18 protein-coding genes are annotated in these 15,150 nt (G+C 60.8%); 10 read left to right on the top strand and 8 right to left on the bottom strand.

Annotation, left to right across the window (positions count from 1 at the left end):
• Positions 1–238: 238 nt before the first annotated feature.
• On the top strand, positions 239–1,429 hold the full coding sequence (locus ABJF10_RS20285) for a SpoIIE family protein phosphatase (protein WP_348546429.1): 1,191 nt from the start codon (positions 239–241) through the stop codon (positions 1,427–1,429).
• 106 nt (positions 1,430–1,535) lie between these two features.
• Here the strand turns inward: ABJF10_RS20285 and ABJF10_RS20280 are convergent, their stop codons facing one another.
• A complete protein-coding gene (locus ABJF10_RS20280) occupies positions 1,536–2,174 on the bottom strand; it encodes a sigma-70 family RNA polymerase sigma factor (protein ID WP_348546428.1) in 639 nt (212 codons plus the stop codon).
• Positions 2,175–2,429: 255 nt separating this feature from the next.
• Between ABJF10_RS20280 and ABJF10_RS20275 the strand changes: the two genes are divergently transcribed.
• Positions 2,430–3,773, top strand: a complete 1,344-nt coding sequence (locus tag ABJF10_RS20275; protein WP_348546427.1) for a c-type cytochrome domain-containing protein — start codon at positions 2,430–2,432, stop codon at positions 3,771–3,773.
• 70 nt (positions 3,774–3,843) lie between these two features.
• Here ABJF10_RS20275 and ABJF10_RS20270 read toward each other — a convergent pair whose 3' ends face one another.
• Complete coding sequence (locus tag ABJF10_RS20270) at positions 3,844–5,238, bottom strand: DUF1501 domain-containing protein (protein ID WP_348546426.1); 1,395 nt, start codon at positions 5,236–5,238, stop codon at positions 3,844–3,846.
• A 430-nt stretch (positions 5,239–5,668) separates the two neighbouring features.
• Positions 5,669–6,619 (bottom strand): catalase family peroxidase, encoded by a 951-nt coding sequence (locus ABJF10_RS20265; RefSeq protein ID WP_348546425.1) that lies wholly within the window; start codon positions 6,617–6,619, stop codon positions 5,669–5,671.
• A 225-nt stretch (positions 6,620–6,844) separates the two neighbouring features.
• On the opposite strand from ABJF10_RS20265, the gene ABJF10_RS20260 reads away from it, so the two are divergent.
• Together ABJF10_RS20260 and ABJF10_RS20255 are read left to right on the top strand one after the other, a co-directional pair.
• A complete protein-coding gene (locus ABJF10_RS20260) occupies positions 6,845–7,717 on the top strand; it encodes a hypothetical protein (protein ID WP_348546424.1) in 873 nt (290 codons plus the stop codon).
• 108 nt (positions 7,718–7,825) lie between these two features.
• Positions 7,826–8,185 carry a hypothetical protein gene (locus ABJF10_RS20255; protein ID WP_348546423.1) on the top strand — a complete coding sequence of 120 codons (360 nt, stop codon included), beginning with the start codon at positions 7,826–7,828 and terminating at the stop codon, positions 8,183–8,185.
• A gap of 21 nt (positions 8,186–8,206) precedes the next feature.
• On the opposite strand, the gene ABJF10_RS20250 is transcribed toward ABJF10_RS20255, so the two are convergent.
• On the bottom strand, positions 8,207–8,569 hold the full coding sequence (locus ABJF10_RS20250; RefSeq protein ID WP_348546422.1) for a hypothetical protein: 363 nt from the start codon (positions 8,567–8,569) through the stop codon (positions 8,207–8,209).
• Between the two features lie 131 nt (positions 8,570–8,700).
• On the opposite strand from ABJF10_RS20250, the gene ABJF10_RS20245 reads away from it, so the two are divergent.
• Positions 8,701–9,339, top strand: coding sequence for a hypothetical protein (locus ABJF10_RS20245; protein WP_348546421.1), 639 nt, complete (start codon positions 8,701–8,703; stop codon positions 9,337–9,339).
• 29 nt (positions 9,340–9,368) lie between these two features.
• Here the strand turns inward: ABJF10_RS20245 and ABJF10_RS20240 are convergent, their stop codons facing one another.
• The 3 genes from ABJF10_RS20240 to ABJF10_RS20230 form a co-directional block, all read right to left on the bottom strand.
• On the bottom strand, positions 9,369–9,833 hold the full coding sequence (locus tag ABJF10_RS20240; RefSeq protein WP_348546420.1) for a hypothetical protein: 465 nt from the start codon (positions 9,831–9,833) through the stop codon (positions 9,369–9,371).
• A gap of 77 nt (positions 9,834–9,910) precedes the next feature.
• Positions 9,911–10,375 carry a hypothetical protein gene (locus ABJF10_RS20235; RefSeq protein WP_348546419.1) on the bottom strand — a complete coding sequence of 155 codons (465 nt, stop codon included), beginning with the start codon at positions 10,373–10,375 and terminating at the stop codon, positions 9,911–9,913.
• 87 nt (positions 10,376–10,462) lie between these two features.
• Positions 10,463–10,645, bottom strand: a complete 183-nt coding sequence (locus ABJF10_RS20230; RefSeq protein WP_348546418.1) for a hypothetical protein — start codon at positions 10,643–10,645, stop codon at positions 10,463–10,465.
• Positions 10,646–10,882: 237 nt separating this feature from the next.
• Between ABJF10_RS20230 and ABJF10_RS20225 the strand changes: the two genes are divergently transcribed.
• On the top strand, positions 10,883–11,737 hold the full coding sequence (locus ABJF10_RS20225; protein WP_348546417.1) for a TlpA disulfide reductase family protein: 855 nt from the start codon (positions 10,883–10,885) through the stop codon (positions 11,735–11,737).
• Between the two features lie 52 nt (positions 11,738–11,789).
• On the opposite strand, the gene ABJF10_RS20220 is transcribed toward ABJF10_RS20225, so the two are convergent.
• A complete protein-coding gene (locus ABJF10_RS20220; RefSeq protein ID WP_348546416.1) occupies positions 11,790–12,344 on the bottom strand; it encodes a hypothetical protein in 555 nt (184 codons plus the stop codon).
• Positions 12,345–12,710: 366 nt separating this feature from the next.
• On the opposite strand from ABJF10_RS20220, the gene ABJF10_RS20215 reads away from it, so the two are divergent.
• The 4 genes from ABJF10_RS20215 to ABJF10_RS20200 all read left to right on the top strand — a co-directional run.
• Positions 12,711–13,091 (top strand): YciI family protein, encoded by a 381-nt coding sequence (locus tag ABJF10_RS20215; RefSeq protein ID WP_348546415.1) that lies wholly within the window; start codon positions 12,711–12,713, stop codon positions 13,089–13,091.
• A 343-nt stretch (positions 13,092–13,434) separates the two neighbouring features.
• On the top strand, positions 13,435–14,043 hold the full coding sequence (locus tag ABJF10_RS20210) for a hypothetical protein (RefSeq protein ID WP_348546414.1): 609 nt from the start codon (positions 13,435–13,437) through the stop codon (positions 14,041–14,043).
• Positions 14,040–14,711 (top strand): hypothetical protein, encoded by a 672-nt coding sequence (locus tag ABJF10_RS20205; RefSeq protein ID WP_348546413.1) that lies wholly within the window; start codon positions 14,040–14,042, stop codon positions 14,709–14,711. Before ABJF10_RS20210 ends, ABJF10_RS20205 begins: the two co-directional genes overlap by 4 nt.
• A gap of 6 nt (positions 14,712–14,717) precedes the next feature.
• A partial coding sequence (locus tag ABJF10_RS20200; RefSeq protein ID WP_348546412.1) for a hypothetical protein occupies positions 14,718–15,150 on the top strand: 433 nt, incomplete at its 3' end.

Genomic DNA, 15,150 nt, shown 5'->3' with positions numbered 1-15,150 from the left:
CATCGACCTCGCCCGTATGCACCTGGAGAAGAGCATCGAGCTCGACAAGAAGTTCAAGGATTTCGCCAAGAACGACCCGGACCTCGCCGCGCTGCGGGAGTAGCGCGGAGCGCTCCCAAAACACCATCCTCCTTCTCCCGCAGTCGCGGGATCAGGATGACGGTGTGTTTTTCGCCTCCGCCCGCCCGCCCGCAAACTCTTGCAGCCACGTCGCTCGACGCCGCCGATTCCCTTCCAGATGGTTGATCGTCAGTCCTTCAGTCCCGAAATAATTCCGTCCACGCGCCCGCCTCGCATTCTCCTCGCCGATGACGAGGCTGTTTCGCGTCGATTGCTCAGTGATGCCTTGCAAAGATCCGGCTTCGAGGTCCACCAGGCAGCCGATGGCGATGAAGCCTTGCGCCTCGCCGCGAGTGAAGCGCCCGATTTGCTCGTGCTCGATTTCGAAATGCCGCGGCTAAATGGCGCGGAGATCTGCCGGCGCCTGCGCGCCAGCGAACACGAGGAGCTGCGGACACTGCCCGTCGTCATGCTCACCGCCCATACCGGCGAAGCCGAGGAGATCAGTTGCCTGCAAGCGGGCGCGAATGATTTCGTGACCAAGCCGGTGAGCCGCGATGTGCTGGCCGCGCGGATCCACACGCAGCTCCGCTTGCGTTCCATGGGCGATGAATTGCGCCAGCGCAATGAGGAGCTCGCCCGCTGGCGCACGGAGCACGAAGCCGATCTCGCTGCCGCGCACGCTACGCAACAGGTGCTGATTCCCACCCGATTGCCCACCGCGGAAAGATGGTCGTTCGAATCCATTTACCAACCGGTGATCGAAATCGGCGGCGATGTCTTTGGCTGGCGTCCGGCTGGGGAGGGGAGCTGGCATTTCTGGGTGGCCGATGCCACCGGTCACGGCGCGGCGGCGGCGCTGTTCACCGCTCTCGCCACCCAGCTTTTCCGGCAGGCCTGCGAAACAGAACAGGAGCCCGGCGCCATCCTGTGCACCGTGAATCGGGAGTTCCGCAAGGTTTTCCGCGGGCGCGCTTTCATGACGGCGTGCTGTGCGCTGATCGGTCCGGGGGGCGAGCTGACCTTTTCCGGCGCCGGGCATCCGCCCCTGTTGGTGCGCCGCGCCAATGGCCAGGTCGATTCCTTTGCGTCGCACAAGACGCTGCTGGGCCTGGCGGATGATGATATTGCCGAACAGAGCCAGACCACGCTCGAAGCCGGCGATGCCGCGTTGCTCTATTCGGATGGCCTTTTCGCCTTCAAAAAGCCCGGCGGGGAGCGATTTACCCACGAGAATCTGCGCGAAACTTTGCGGGCGGTCACCCCGGGTGTGGCTTTCTTTGACCGGATTCTCAGCAGTCTCCAGGACGGCACGAATGGCGAACCGTGCGACGACGATATCGCCGCGATCGCCTTGCAGCGGTCATGAACGCGTCGTGCGCAGTCGCCTGACTGCCGTCACGTTTTGCTCTAAAAGCAAAATCGCCCGCGACCCTCAGTGCGTGGGTCGCGGGCGAAATTCGAAACCAAGTGGATTAGTTATTGTGGCTGGGAGCCCACTCCTCGGCCCCGCCCAGTGAGAGAATGGCGGCGCGGACCTTGCGCACCGCGAGCTCGAGGCGTGTCTTGATCGTGCCGAGCGGAATGCCGGTTTTGGCCGCAATCTCGCGCTGGCTCAAGCCTCGGTAATAGGCCAGGTGCAGTGCTTCGCGCTGGGCTTCCGGCAGAGCGGAGAGCAACTTCTGGAAGACTTCCGCGCGATTCGCGGCGTTGACGTTGTCTTCCACCCCGTGAAAGCGGGCCAACTGCGGTTCGTGCTCGGTTTCGAGACGCAGGCGTTCCTCAGCGCGGGCATAGGCCTGGCGGCGGCGGACCTTGTCGATCGCGCGGCGGCGGGCCAGCGTCACCAGCCAGCCGAGAACCTTGCCCTTCGTTTCGTCGTAGCTTTGCGCCCGGTTCCAGAGTTCGAGGAACACTTCCTGGAGCAGATCGTCCACGTCGGACTCATTGTGAACCACGCGGGAAATGACCGTGCGCAAGATGGGTGTATGCCGCCGATACATGGCGGAAAGCGCGGCTTCGTCATGCGCCTGGATCCGGGCCATGATTTGCTCATCGGTGACCTCAGCCGGGATGAAGGTCGCGATTTGTTGCTGGTCGAATTCGTAAAGCATGGTGTGCGGAAAGTTTGGATTTCGTGTGGTGTCGGGACTCTCTATTGCCATCCCCGTGCCAAGCGGCATTTACTCTGGATAGATCGAGACCCGTGCCGGAAAAGCGTATCGAATAACTACAATTATGTTGGGATTACGGACACCGCATTCGGACACAATTTGCCCCTTCCTTGACCCTCCTTTTTGCTCAGAAGTAACGCGGGCCATCTCTAACTTTGGCTCGCCCCGCGGGTCATGTCCGCGGTGAATACCGACATGCCTCTCCCCCGCCATGCCGCGCCGCTTTTCCTCTTCGCTTGGGCGGCGGTCTTGGGAGCACTTCACGTCGCGGCTGCTGAAACACCGGTTAGCTTCCGCAAAGATGTTGCCCCCCTGCTGCAGCGGCGCTGCGCGGCCTGCCATGGCGAGGACTCCGCCAAGGGAGGCTACCGCCTCGACACCTTCCAACGCATGTCCAAGCCCGGCGACAGCGACCTCTCGCCCCTGGCGGCCGGCCAGACGAAAGATTCCGAGCTCTATCAACTCCTGATCGAAAAGGACGCCAACGACCGCATGCCGCAAAAAGCGGATGCCCTCCCCAAGCACGAGATCGCGCTGATCGAGCGCTGGATCAACGAAGGCGCCATCAACGACGGCGGCCCGCCGGACCGCCCGCTCGCCGAACTCGTCCGCGACACCCTGCTTAAGCCCGCGCCGGAGACATACGCGCACGCCGTGCCGGTCACCGCGCTCGCCTACAGCCCGGATGGCACGCAGCTCGCCGTCTCGGGCTACTACGAAGTCACCATCTGGGACATCGACACGGGAGCGCTCGTGCGGCGCATCGGCGGGCTGCCGGAGCGGATCACCGGCATCGCGTGGCATCCCAAGACCAAACAGCTCGCGGTCTCCGGCGGTTCGCCCGCCCAATGGGGCACCGTGGCGCTCATCGATCCCAGCCCCAATGCCCGGCCGCACTTTCTCTGCGACCTCCCCGACATGGTGCTGTGCGTCGCGTTCAGCCCCGATGGCACCCGCCTTGCCGCCGGTAGCGCCGACCGCACAATCCGCCTCTTCGATGCGAAGAGCGGCAAGCAGGCCCACGTCCTGCGCAACCATGCCGATTGGGTCCAGACCATCGCTTTCTCGACCGATGGGGCGCATGTCCTCACCGCCAGCCGCGATCGCACGGTGCGCATCTCCAGCGCCGCCAGCGGTGAAGTCGAAGCCACCTACACCGGCTACGAAACCGCCGTCTACTCCGCCATCTTCTCCTACGACGGCCAGACTGTCCTTTCACTCGCCCAAAACAATCCGCTGGAATACTGGCAATGGACGACCGGAGAAAAGAAAACGAGGCGCATGGAAGTCCAGGGCCACCCGGACCGTCTCGCGTGGGTGGCGAGCGGCCTCGCCCTGGCCGGCGCGGACGGCCTCGTGCGTATCCAGACCACGAACGGCGAGACGCTCTTCACCCTCTGGGGCCAGCCCGATTCGGTCAGTGCCCTCGCCGTCGGCCCGTCCTCCGATCAAATCGCCACGGGGAGCTACGATGGCACCGTGTGTGTTTGGAATCTCGGCTGTGGGACGTGGGTGCGCCGGTTTGTGGCCAGTCCTTAGTGCTCAGTAGTCAGTAGTCAGTAATCAGTCTGCGGACCGCGCACTTGACTGAGCACTGAGCACTAAGAACTCAGGCAAAAATCCCCGTCACCGGCTTCCCATCCGCCGCCAGCACCGGCCGCCCGGCCGCACTGCGCAACTCCGTGTGCGGATCGATCCCCAGCGCCGCGTAAATCGTCGCCGCGAGATCGTCGGGCCGCACCGGATTCTCCGCCGGATACGCGCCCTGCTTGTCGCTCGCGCCATAGACGAAGCCGCGCTTCACCCCGCCGCCCGCGAGCAGCGTCGTGTAGCACATCGGCCAGTGGTCGCGGCTCACGTTCTTGTTGATGTTCGGCGTGCGGCCAAACTCGCCCATCCACACCACCAGCGTCGTGTCGAGCAGCCCGCGCTCCTCGAGATCGATCAGCAGCGTGGGCAGCGTCTGCTCCGTCATCGGCAGATGATATTTCTCGATGATCGGGAACATCCGCGTGTTGTTAAAGCCGTGCGTGTCCCATCCGCCCTCGGTGGTGCTTTGTCCGCCGATGCTCGGCGCGAAGTAAGCGGTCACAAATTTCGTCCCCGCCTCCACCAGCCGCCGCGCGAGCAGGCAGCTCTGCCCGTACGTCGTGCGGCCATAAGCCTCGCGCACTTTCTCCGGCTCCGCCGCCAGGTTGAAAGCTTCGCGCAGCTTGGGCGATTGCAGCATGCCGATTGCGCGGTCGTAATAGCCATCGAATCCGCGGGCCTGTGGCGAAATTTCCAGCAAGCGCGCCTGCTGGTCGATGAGTTGCTGGAGCTCGCGCCGCGCCTGCATCCGCTCGAAGGGAATATCTACCGGCAGGCTCAATTCCGGCAGCGTGAAAGAAGACGAATTCGGGTCCTGCAACACGGTCAGCGGGTCGTGATCCTTGCCGAGGAAACTCGCGTGCTGCCCCGGCGTCACTGAGCCATCGCTGATCACGTAGGGATACGACACCGATGTCGGCAGGTCGCCTTGCAGCGGCGAGAGCTTGTCCACGATCGAGGAGTAGCCGGGAAAAAGATCCAGCGAATCGCGCAGCCGCTGGTCGTCGCTCGGCGGCGCATGCCCGGTCAGCGCGTAATAGCCGGCCGAGTTGTGATTCTTCATCGTGTGATGCATCGACCGGATCAGCGTCACCTTGTCCATCACCTTGGCCATCTTCGGCAGATGCTCGGAAACCTGGATGCCATCCGCCTTGCTCGAGATCGGCTTGTGCGGCCCGCGGATTCCCTCCGGCGCATCCGGCTTCATGTCGAACATATCGATGTGCGACGGCCCGCCCCATTGGAAAAGAAAGATCACCGACTTCGCCGTCGGCTTGATCTTCTCATTCGTCCCATAAGCGACCGCATTCAGGATCTGCGGAAAATTCAGCCCCAGCAGCCCCAGCCCGCCCACCTTGAGCGCATGGCGGCGGCTGACCGCGTGGTTGAAATTGGAGCAGGCGAAGTGAGACATTTCCAGAGAGGTAAATCCGTCAATACATCGCCGCTTAGGCCACAAGGCGCAAGCCGGGCAATGTCGGCTTTCGTCGCCTTCAAGGCCCGCGAAAAAAAACTCGCACCTTAAATCGGCTTAAGGGGGCTTAAGGCACCTTAAATCCGCTTCCTTTTCTTCGCCCAGGGCGGCTTGACGGTTCCTGACGGATGGCAGCGGGCAGGGACGGATTTGCCCTGGCGAGGGGAGTGGAAAAGCGGCGGCGTTCATGCAGGGAAGTGTCGCATAACACGGCGCAAAATGTGCATCGCTCCATTGGTTCCATTGGCTCCATTGCGAAAAAGTTGCTCTTGCGCCCTAAATATTGAGTTTCCGGGAGCGGATTTCCCCCCGGCGCGTGGGGACACGCGCCCTACATCTCAGATCGCCGCGCGAATTTCGTGAACACCGCCTAATGCGCGGCCTGTTCCCGCCGCCGCTTGCCGGCCATCACATACACATCCGCTCGCGGCTCCAGCAGCGGATCCGACGAAGGTTCGATGCCGGCCACGCGCGGGATGGGATCGAAAATGATGCGGCGCCCCTCGGCGTCGTCGTCCGGCACGCGTTGGGTCAGTGAGATCACGCCCAGCAAGACCTGTGGGCGGTCCGCCGGCCAGGATTCCTGCGCGTTGTCCACCACGTCGCCGACCGCCGCGAGTTGCACCCAAAGCTGCATCTTGGCCGGGCCACTGGCGACCCGCTTGACCAGTTCTTCCATCAGAAAATTCGGCCCTTGGGCGGCGGCCGCCTCCGCGCTCAGGTATTCATTTCCGGCATCCGGCAGGATGCGATACCGCACGAACTGACGAGCTCCCGCCGCGTTGATGAACTCGTAGGCCGACACGCTGAAAAACGATTCCCGGGCAAAGCTCGTCGGGATCGGCTTCGGCGTCTGGACAAACGCCAGCGCCTTCGGGTGGCTGCCGAGGAATTGCTCGATCGGGGACGGATGCGGCACGTCCGGTCCGCTGGCCCGCAAGGCGTGGAGAAACTCCACGAATTCCTGCGCCGTGCGCGCCGGGAAGCCGTCGGTCGAATGGGCCACGATGTCGGTGTGCACGTGGTCGCCGAGTTGGAAGCGCAAGCCGCACCCCCGCGGGCTGCTTTCATTGGGGTTGTTGTCCGCCGCCGTCGGCACCCCGGCAAAATTCGAAAAGCGCAGGAAGACGGGGGTCGTCGCCTGGAAATGGGGCGCGACCGAAAGCTGCGCGGCCTCCGGGGTCGGCGTGAAACTGCCGGCCATGAGTATCCCCTTGGCATGGGCCGGACGATGCCCCGGAAAGACCCCGTGCAGGTCGTCGAATGCTTGAATGACTTCTTTGGCGAGAGCCAAACGTTTCCCATCGGTCGGTAGCGGCATGATAATTCCCTCGGTTGACTGCGTTTCCCGATTTCTAGGTTTCCTGCTTCCGCAATTCAAGCCATGGCATGTTAAAAATTGCCGTCGCGCTCGCCGGCGTCTCCCTTCGCGCTTGTCTAAGCGAGGTCCGGTGCGGAAACTTTGCGAATGCATCCCCCCGCGCCCCACACTTCGTCACGATCCGCGGCCCAGGTCCGGTTTTCTATCCTGTGCTTTCTGGCCTGTATGCTGGTTTTCAATCCCTCCTTCGTGGCCCGCGCCGGCTGGCTCCAGCCGGCTCCCGATTTCACGAACTACGACGTGCCGCTCTACCAGCAGATCGTCAACCACATCAAAGCCAAAGTCCTCGCCCGCCTGGGAGAGGGCAAGAATACCTACGATCGCTTTTTCATCATTCCTTTTGCCTACGAAGACAAAACCAACGACCCCGGCCTTTCGCACTCCTTCATGACGGTGATCCGCGTCGTAGCCGACGACCGACAACCTCAATCGGTGAGCGGCCTCAAACTGCGGAAATATCGCAACCGGAATTTCGAAGCCTTCACCATCAGTTGGCTGCCCCATGATTTCGGAACCAATCCGCACCTCTGCGTTTTCGAGGGCCCGGGCGCCCGCCTTTTTCCCGCGCGCAACCAGTGTCCGATCTCCGTGGGGAGAGACTTCAAGCTCGAGGAAACCATCAAGCTCGCCGTGGGGGTCAAAAATGCGGTCTGCATGTGGGGACCCTACGAAATCACCAAAGAAGCCTTTGACCTCGCCGTGAAGCGCCTGCGCTTCCTCGATTCCAGAGCGATCAAATATCGCGCCGACGACCGCCTTTATCGGAAAGACCGAGTCGCCATCAATTGCTTCCACGCCATGCAGGGCCTGGATGAGCTATTCCCGAACGGCGGAGTTTTCGGAACCGGATTTAAGATGTGGGGCATCAAGGGCACCGCACGGGTCTTGATCGAATACAAGACGAAGGCGAAAATCAGGGGCCTGCTCCTCGAGCCCGTGGATGAGAAAAAGGACCGCTTCGGCTTTGTCTATGCGCCCGCCCGGGACAGCCGCCAAATCTACGATCCCTTCAAAACGGCGTCTGCGTATCGAAGGTAGTCACTGAATCCCTCGGCGTTCACGTCCCTGCGGGATGTTCTTTCTGCTTTGGTTCCGCGTATTCAGGGTTCATGTTGTCTTTGCTGATCGTTATTCAGGTGTGATCACATGAAGAAAGAAGACTTAACTACTCCGGCCTTACTGCGAAACCCGCCCCAGCCGATGCCGGCGGAAATTCCGGCCAGCGACATCGTGGAGATCGACAAATTCCGGGTCCGGAAAAAGCCGAAAGGCAATTCCGCCTCCCCAGACCGGGAACTCGACAGCCCCAATTTTTCTCCGGCTCCGCAAAAAATGGTGGTCAGCTACCAGTTTACTTCTCCCGAAGACCTCGCGGGGAAGCGCAACGAGAAGTACTATTACTGGCTGATTCAGGATCGGGATCAGCCGCCCCTGCGCATCCAGGTGCAAACCAAGGCGCCCTTGGGTTTTGAATATCGCTACGAATGCTGTGTGCCGACTTCCTAGGTGTAAGTAACTGACGGAAAATTACTTCCCTGATTTAGCCAGGGTGAAGGGAACGGACTTTCCGCCGGCGAGGTAGCTGCCCGACACCTTTGCCGGGGCGCTGTCATCCATTCCCATCTTCAACGCAACGCTCTTGATCGCGCCGCCAGCCTTCTCGGGCGCGAATTTCATCTCGCCAGATCCATCCAGGCGGAACGTCGTGGTCTTTTTCCCGTCGGTGATCTTGATCTCACTGGCCTGCGGATAACCGTCGGCGAAGTCAAAGGCGATCGTGACCGTGGCGGCTTTGCCCCGGTATTTCACGAGATCGTAGGCTTTCGGCTCCGCTTGGGCGAAAGACAGGACACTCAGCAAGAGACCAATGATAAGCAGGCGGCGGTTCATAAGCGGCGCCATTTTGTTAACGGTTCGAGAGAGGATCAACGAGATTCTGACTCTCGGAATGGTCCGCACGCGCGCTCCGCCGATGGCTTTCCGGTTGACTCGGCGCGTCGATCGAAGCTGACATAAGCCCCGTGCGCTCTTCCCCCCGTCAGTTCTGCCCCTGCTCGTTTCCCCGGCGCGCCGTCGCCGCGCTGGTCAGCATCATTCTTTTGAGTGCGACGTCCGGTGTCCGGGCCGAGCTCACGCCCGAAGAGCAGACGTTCTCCCAGAGCCTTGATGCCGCGGCTCAGGCGAAGTACGCTGCGACCCGCGAATTCGTCCACCGATCGGCGGCCGTCGTCGCCAAGACGGTCGACGCATTGAAACTGGGCCGCAGGCCGGCGGGCTTCGACGCGCAGTATCTTCGCGACGGAGAAGCCGCGATGCTCGAAGAGGCGCGGAACTTGAGCAACATCGCTCTCATCAACGGAATCAAATTTACGGCGCCCCCTCCCTCCACTCTTCCACCCGCGCGTGGTGACCTCACGCCCGCCGAGGTGACGGCGGCGAAAGAAATGAAACCCGAGGATCGCCAGAAATACGAAGCCACGCGCACCTACGTCCACAAAGCGACCGCGATCGTCGCCAAGACGGCCAATCCCGCGTCCTTCGGTCCCAAGCCGAAGACCTTCGATGCGCGCTACCTTCAGGGCGGCGAAGCCAGTACCGTCAGCCAGGCTCGCGATTTGAGCAACATCGAGCTGATGAAGGGCCTGAATATCTCGAAGTAGCGCTGCCGCGGTCGATTCCGGCCCTCGCCTCAATTATCCGGATCAGGCCAGCCGAGCTCTCCGGCTTCGCGGTCGCTGGCCGGGGATGGCCCCTTCACGCGAAACGCGCGCCGGTTTTCGATGCGGTATTTGATCACCGAGATCGTGTGCCGGTCGGAGCGGTAGGAGATCGTCACGAAATGCGAGTCCGCCGACCAGCTCGCGTGGTAGGCCAGCGGCGCGGTGTCCAGCCACGATCCATCGCTGATTTCCGTGAGCGGCCCGATCTTTTTGCCCGCCTTCGCGTCCATGAGGTAAATCTTGAAATCGCCGTTCCCATTCTCACCGGGGCCGTGCGCGGCGATGGCATAAACGCCATCCGGCGAACGTCCGTGTTTCACCGTCACATACTCGTTGGGCTTGTAGAAATATTCGGACGTCGCCTCGGCGAATGGAGCGAGCGCCAGCAGGGGGAAGACGGCGCACAGCGCCAGGCAAAACGCGCGTAGTTTCATACGCAATTATGCCTACAGTTCGATGATCGAATGTCAATCGCGAAGCTCGCCGCGCGGACGTTTGGCGTTCGCGGCACTTACCGCGATTCGCCCGCCGACTGCGCATCCGTCGCCGGGTCCTTGAACGCAAAAGTTTCCTGCTGTGACCCCGCTGCCGCCCGTTCCAGCAACGTCACCGTCGGCCACGCACCTTTGCCGCCGAGCTTCAACCGGTCGGGATTCGCCTTGGCCAGGGCCTTGATGCTCTTCGCATCCAGATGCGCCTTGCGGATATTCAGCGTCTTGTCCGGCGCCGCTTCCAGCTCCGCGATCAATTGCCGCAACGTCACGCTCCGGTGCGTGGTGGCGGCCGGGGCCGCGGGCGCCGCCTTCACTTCGATCGCCGGCTCGCCGGTCCACTCCGCCAACTCGGCATCCACGCTCGCCAATTCCCGGCTCAGCCGTGCGCGCCGGTCCTGCAATTCCTGGATGATCGCCTTTTGGATCTGGGCGATCTCGGCGATCAGTTCTTCGAGCGGGTCGAGTGTGTCGGTGCCGTTCATGGCGGGTGCAGAGCGAAGGGGTCTCAGTGAGCTATATGCGAATCGGTCCGGCGCAGGGCAAGGCGCTTCTCACGCTCCTGTTGACTCCTACCGATGGCTCAGCCACAGGGCCCCCGCCACGAGCAGCGCCACTGCGCCCACCAGCAACCCGGCTCCCCAGAGCAGCAGGGCCGCGGCGTTTCGACCCGGATCGACGGGGGGAGACGTGAAGGCGTGGTAAGGCCGAAATCGTAAGTAATCGGAATCCTTTCCGCGCGGTTTTTTTGACATGGGCGGCGCAACGTAACAGGAAGCGTTGCGCATTCAACCATCGCGTGCGCTCTTCTTCGCGCTTTGTGCCGGCGTCTGAAAAAAAACACCGCCGCTGCGCGCCGGCCACTGCGCGCCGACCTCTGGGTGGAGGCCTCTGGGTGAAGGCCGCGCTTTTCCATCTTCCATCTGCCATTTTCCATTCCCCGCCTTCCCACGTCCTCCCCCATGGCAGCAAACCTGCTCGATTGCTGCCCCATGAACCGGAAAGCCTTCCTCCTCTGCGCCGCGTTGCTCTTCGCCTCGCTGCCCGCCGTCCAAGCCGCCGGCCCCATCAGTTACCGGGAAATCGCCATGCTGCTCCGCAACGGCGAAGACCAGCAGTTCATCATCAAGGACACCGCCCGCCGGAAATTGCTCCAGCCCATCACCGCGGAAGAAGAGCAGACCTTGCTTTCCCTGCGGGCCACTCCCGCCCTCATCGCCACCCTGCGCGACCCCTCGACCCTGGCCACGCCGGAAGCCGCCGCCGCCTACACCGCGCACTTGCAGCAGGAAAAACAGCGCGTCCTCCAGGAGCAGCAACTCGCCGAGCAAGCCGCCGCCCGCGCGCGTCTCGAACTGCAAAGGCAGCAGGAGCAACAGAAAGCCCAGGCGCTCGCCAACCCCGCCGGCCCGGCCCCCGCGCCCGCCGGCGAATTTGCCGGCAAACCCCTCACCTTGAAATTCACCGCCGCCGATGGCTCCCCGGTCGATGTCACGAAGCTCCGCGGCAAGGTCGTCTTGATCGACTTCTGGGCCACGTGGTGCGGCCCGTGCATGAAAGAAATGCCCAACGTCCTCGCCGCCTACGCCAAGTATCACGCCAAAGGCTTCGAGATCGTCGGCATCTCCCTCGACAAGAACAAGGACACCATGCTCCGGGTCACCGCGGAAAAAGGCATGACCTGGCCCCAGTACTTCGACGGCAAAGGCTGGAACAACGAAGTCAGCACCGCCTTCCATATCCAATCGATCCCCGCCATGTGGCTCGTCAACAAAAGCGGCATCGTCGCCACCACCGAGGCCGCCGGCAATCTCGACGCCGCCATCGCCACCCTGCTCGCGCAGTAACCCAAGCTCCGGCTTGGAAATCGCCCGTCTGCTCGTCACCACCCGCGCGCCGTCAGCGGCGGCCGTATGCCGGGAAGGTAAACACTTCCCCTTGGTAAATAACGATCGAAGCCCGGTTGGATGACGGCATCACCGGCACCGCCCGGGCCACCGGGATCGCCTTGGTCACGGGCATCGCCCGCCGCACCTCCGGCTCCGCACCGGCCGGCATCGTCTCCGGATCGTGCCGCATCAGGCTCGTCCCGCCAAAGGCCAGCGTCACGTCCGCTGCGCTCGTCGCCGGCGTGGTCGTCGCGGGGGTAGCTGCCCGCACCAGGGTCGCCCGCGGAATCGGTGGAGCCTGCCGCGCTGGGGGAGGCGTCGCCACCGGCAGCGCCACCACCACGGCTTTCGGAGCAGGCTGGCTGGCCAGTCTTTGTGCCACGACCTGCTCGGCCCGCGCCGCGCTCTCGCGGCTCGCCGCTTCCTGCACATCCAGGTTCGCCAGAAAAATCCGGTCTTCCGTTTCCACGGCGTGAAACGGCGGCAGCAACGGCTCCGGCTCTCGTTGCCCATAAATGATCGCCGCCACGAGAGGAATGACACCCAGGAACATCGACTTGATCATAACAGTGAAGGGGTTGAAACCGCGTCTGCTTACCTCCTCTTCGCGGATGCCACCGTCTCCGGTCGCCTGTGGACGACAGCGCTCCATCTTTCCTCGTTACGAAAGTGAGGCTTTCGTAACGCATTTGCGCGGCTGCAATTGCGCCTGCGGATGATCAGGGGAAAAGGAATGAGGCGCTTTCTCGCTATCGCTCGGATCCATTGCGCGGTGAGGGGCAGGAGAACCGAGCGAAGCGAGAAGCCAAAAAGGCGGAGCCTGACACCTCCGTCCTCAGATTTCAAAAAAGATCGGCCACCCTGTCGAATTCAGGCGATGCGAATCGTCAAGAGGTGCAGGACAATTCAAACCAAAGGAGAAATACCAACCATGCAATTCATGATGCTCATGATCCCCGCCGTTTATCAGCCCGGCAACAAAGTCGACCCGGGCTTCACCCCCGATCCGAAAAAGATGGAGGACATGGGCAGGTTCAATGAGGAATTGGGCAAGGCCGTGAAAATCCTTTCCCTGAACGGCCTGCATCCGCAGTCCACCGGCGCGCGCGTCTCCTTCGCCGAGGGCCAAAAGCCCACCGTCACCGACGGCCCCTTCATCGAAACCAAGGAAGTCCTCGGCGGCTATTGGATGGTCGAGGCCGCTTCCAAGGAAGAACTCGTGCAATGGGCCCAACGCTGCCCCGCCGACCCCGGCGACGTCATCGAAATCCGCCAGATTTTCGACGCAGCCGATTTCGAGGTCAAGAAATAGGAGGCGTGAAAATGGGGGTCAGGCGAGAATGGCACTAAGATAAGGCGGTCTTGGGATGAGCGCTCGGAGGCTTTTCCTCTGGAAAGCACCCTTAATTTAGCGCCATTCGGGTCAGGCGATACTCTATGACAGGCTGTCAAGATTTGACGCCTGGCTCCCATTTCCCTCCGTTGACCCCGTCAGCTTCGACTTCGCAGGCAACAAGGGACACGTCTAGATTCCCCTCAAGCAATTTTCCTTTACTGCTTGGGACTCGTCTCTATTGTCTCGGTCGGATGCCTTTTTCGTCACCGCGGCCCCACAGAAAAATCGTATCACCCTCGCACGTAGCTCCTGTCCCGATATGGCAGCAACACTGAAGCAGGAGAGTGTAGTCGTCCTTGGTCATTGGAATATGGCCATCCTCGATCCTGCATGGCTTGTCAGGTACGGAATTGTTTCCGCCGCTGTCGAAGAGGTAACTGGCCAATACGATCCATACCTCAAGCGGGTTACGTTTAAGATCGCGGACATGAGTTGGACCGTTGATGAATCGCGAATACAAATCGAAGGTTCCCAACTCCAACACCGTGAAATTGAAGGCTTAACGAAGCTCGTCGGTATTCTACAGCATACTCCCGTGCGTGGGGTCGGTTTCAATTTCCTTTGGGAATGTCCGACGGGTGAATGGCCAGACGAGCAAAAGCCCTCATTCTGCGCGAAAAGCCTGCCCGAACTAAAGCAATTGGGTTTCATCTCCGCTGAGTGGGGTGGGCGAAAATCGTTATCAGACGGTACTTTGCTTACCTGTGTCGTTGGGGAGCGCGAAGAAGCGAAGATTTTCATAAGTGCCAACCTGCACCGTACTACCACGAGTTGCGACGTGCTCAGCGAAGCGCTGTCCAAGTGGCAAGAATACAAGAGCGAAACTCAACATACTGTGCTAAAGTTAACAGGGGTAACGTTGCTATGAACGACTCGACGACTAACGATAAAGAACTGCAGACAACCACAGTGGGAATCCCGGCATTCACGGGTATAACGGCGAGCTTTATGACCGGAGATGAGATTCGTTTAGATGAAGGAAATTGTTTCCTCATCGTTTCAGGTTCGAGCGTGTTGCCATCGATGGCTATTTCGCTTGAGGACGCCTCATTTGAGGATCGGCTACGCTTGGCAATGACTAGCCGTGGTGCTGAAATGGCCCACCAACGAGAACTTCTTTTGAATCAGCTTTCTAGATTGAAGAACATCGAGACAGCCGTAAGACGAATTCTTTGTTGGATCGATGAGTTGGGCACGCAGGAGTCCGTTACCTCCGCAATCGACATTCTCTACGGTTTCAAGAATTATGCGGATGTGGTGGTGACTGAGGCGATCCGTGGAACTTATCAAAACGTAAAACTGAGCAAGAATGCAGCTTATGCTTTAGCAATGGCGGGTGTGCATTTGTGCCCTGATTTATCCAAATTCCTATTGAAATCGAGTAAGTTTGAGATGGTCGGCGCTGCGATTGAGTTTTTGAGCGAGGGGACCGTCGAGCATGCGAGAGAACTTATTCAAGAAGCACTGGAGCGAGACGATCTGCCGCCTTTTATTCACCGTCTTGGCGTGTCGGCGCTAAAAGACTTAAATCAATAACCGCAAATGGCGGAATCCAGCGCGGAGGAACAATGGGAAATTCCAGACTTCCTAAACATGGGCTGCCCGGTTTTTGTCCGTTCAGTTCATCGCACACGCTGGGAACAAGCGATGGATGCAGTAGCTATAGAGGATTGGGAGGATGCCGTTGGTATCCTTGATACGTCCGACGGCGAATTGAGTGTCTGGAACGTGGAGTCGAATTTGGACCTACGAAGAGTCTGTTTCGCTATCAATGAGAGCCGCGGCAGTAGTTTGACACAAGCTATCCAAGCGCTTCGCATCCTTCCTTCCGATTTCGACAGCGCAAAAATTGAAAGAATTGCGAAGTACGCCGATGAGACAAAATGCCCGGCGGCGGCGAGGCTCCATTGGGATGCGCAGCTTAGAGACTGTTATGCACTTTTGACTGGTACGAGGAGGCGGAGTGAGCTTGAAA

Source organism: Chthoniobacter sp. (genome assembly GCF_040003245.1).
Classification (GTDB): domain Bacteria; phylum Verrucomicrobiota; class Verrucomicrobiia; order Chthoniobacterales; family Chthoniobacteraceae; genus Chthoniobacter.
Note: the sequence above shows the minus strand (reverse complement) of the source record. Positions and strands in the feature narration are given on the sequence as shown.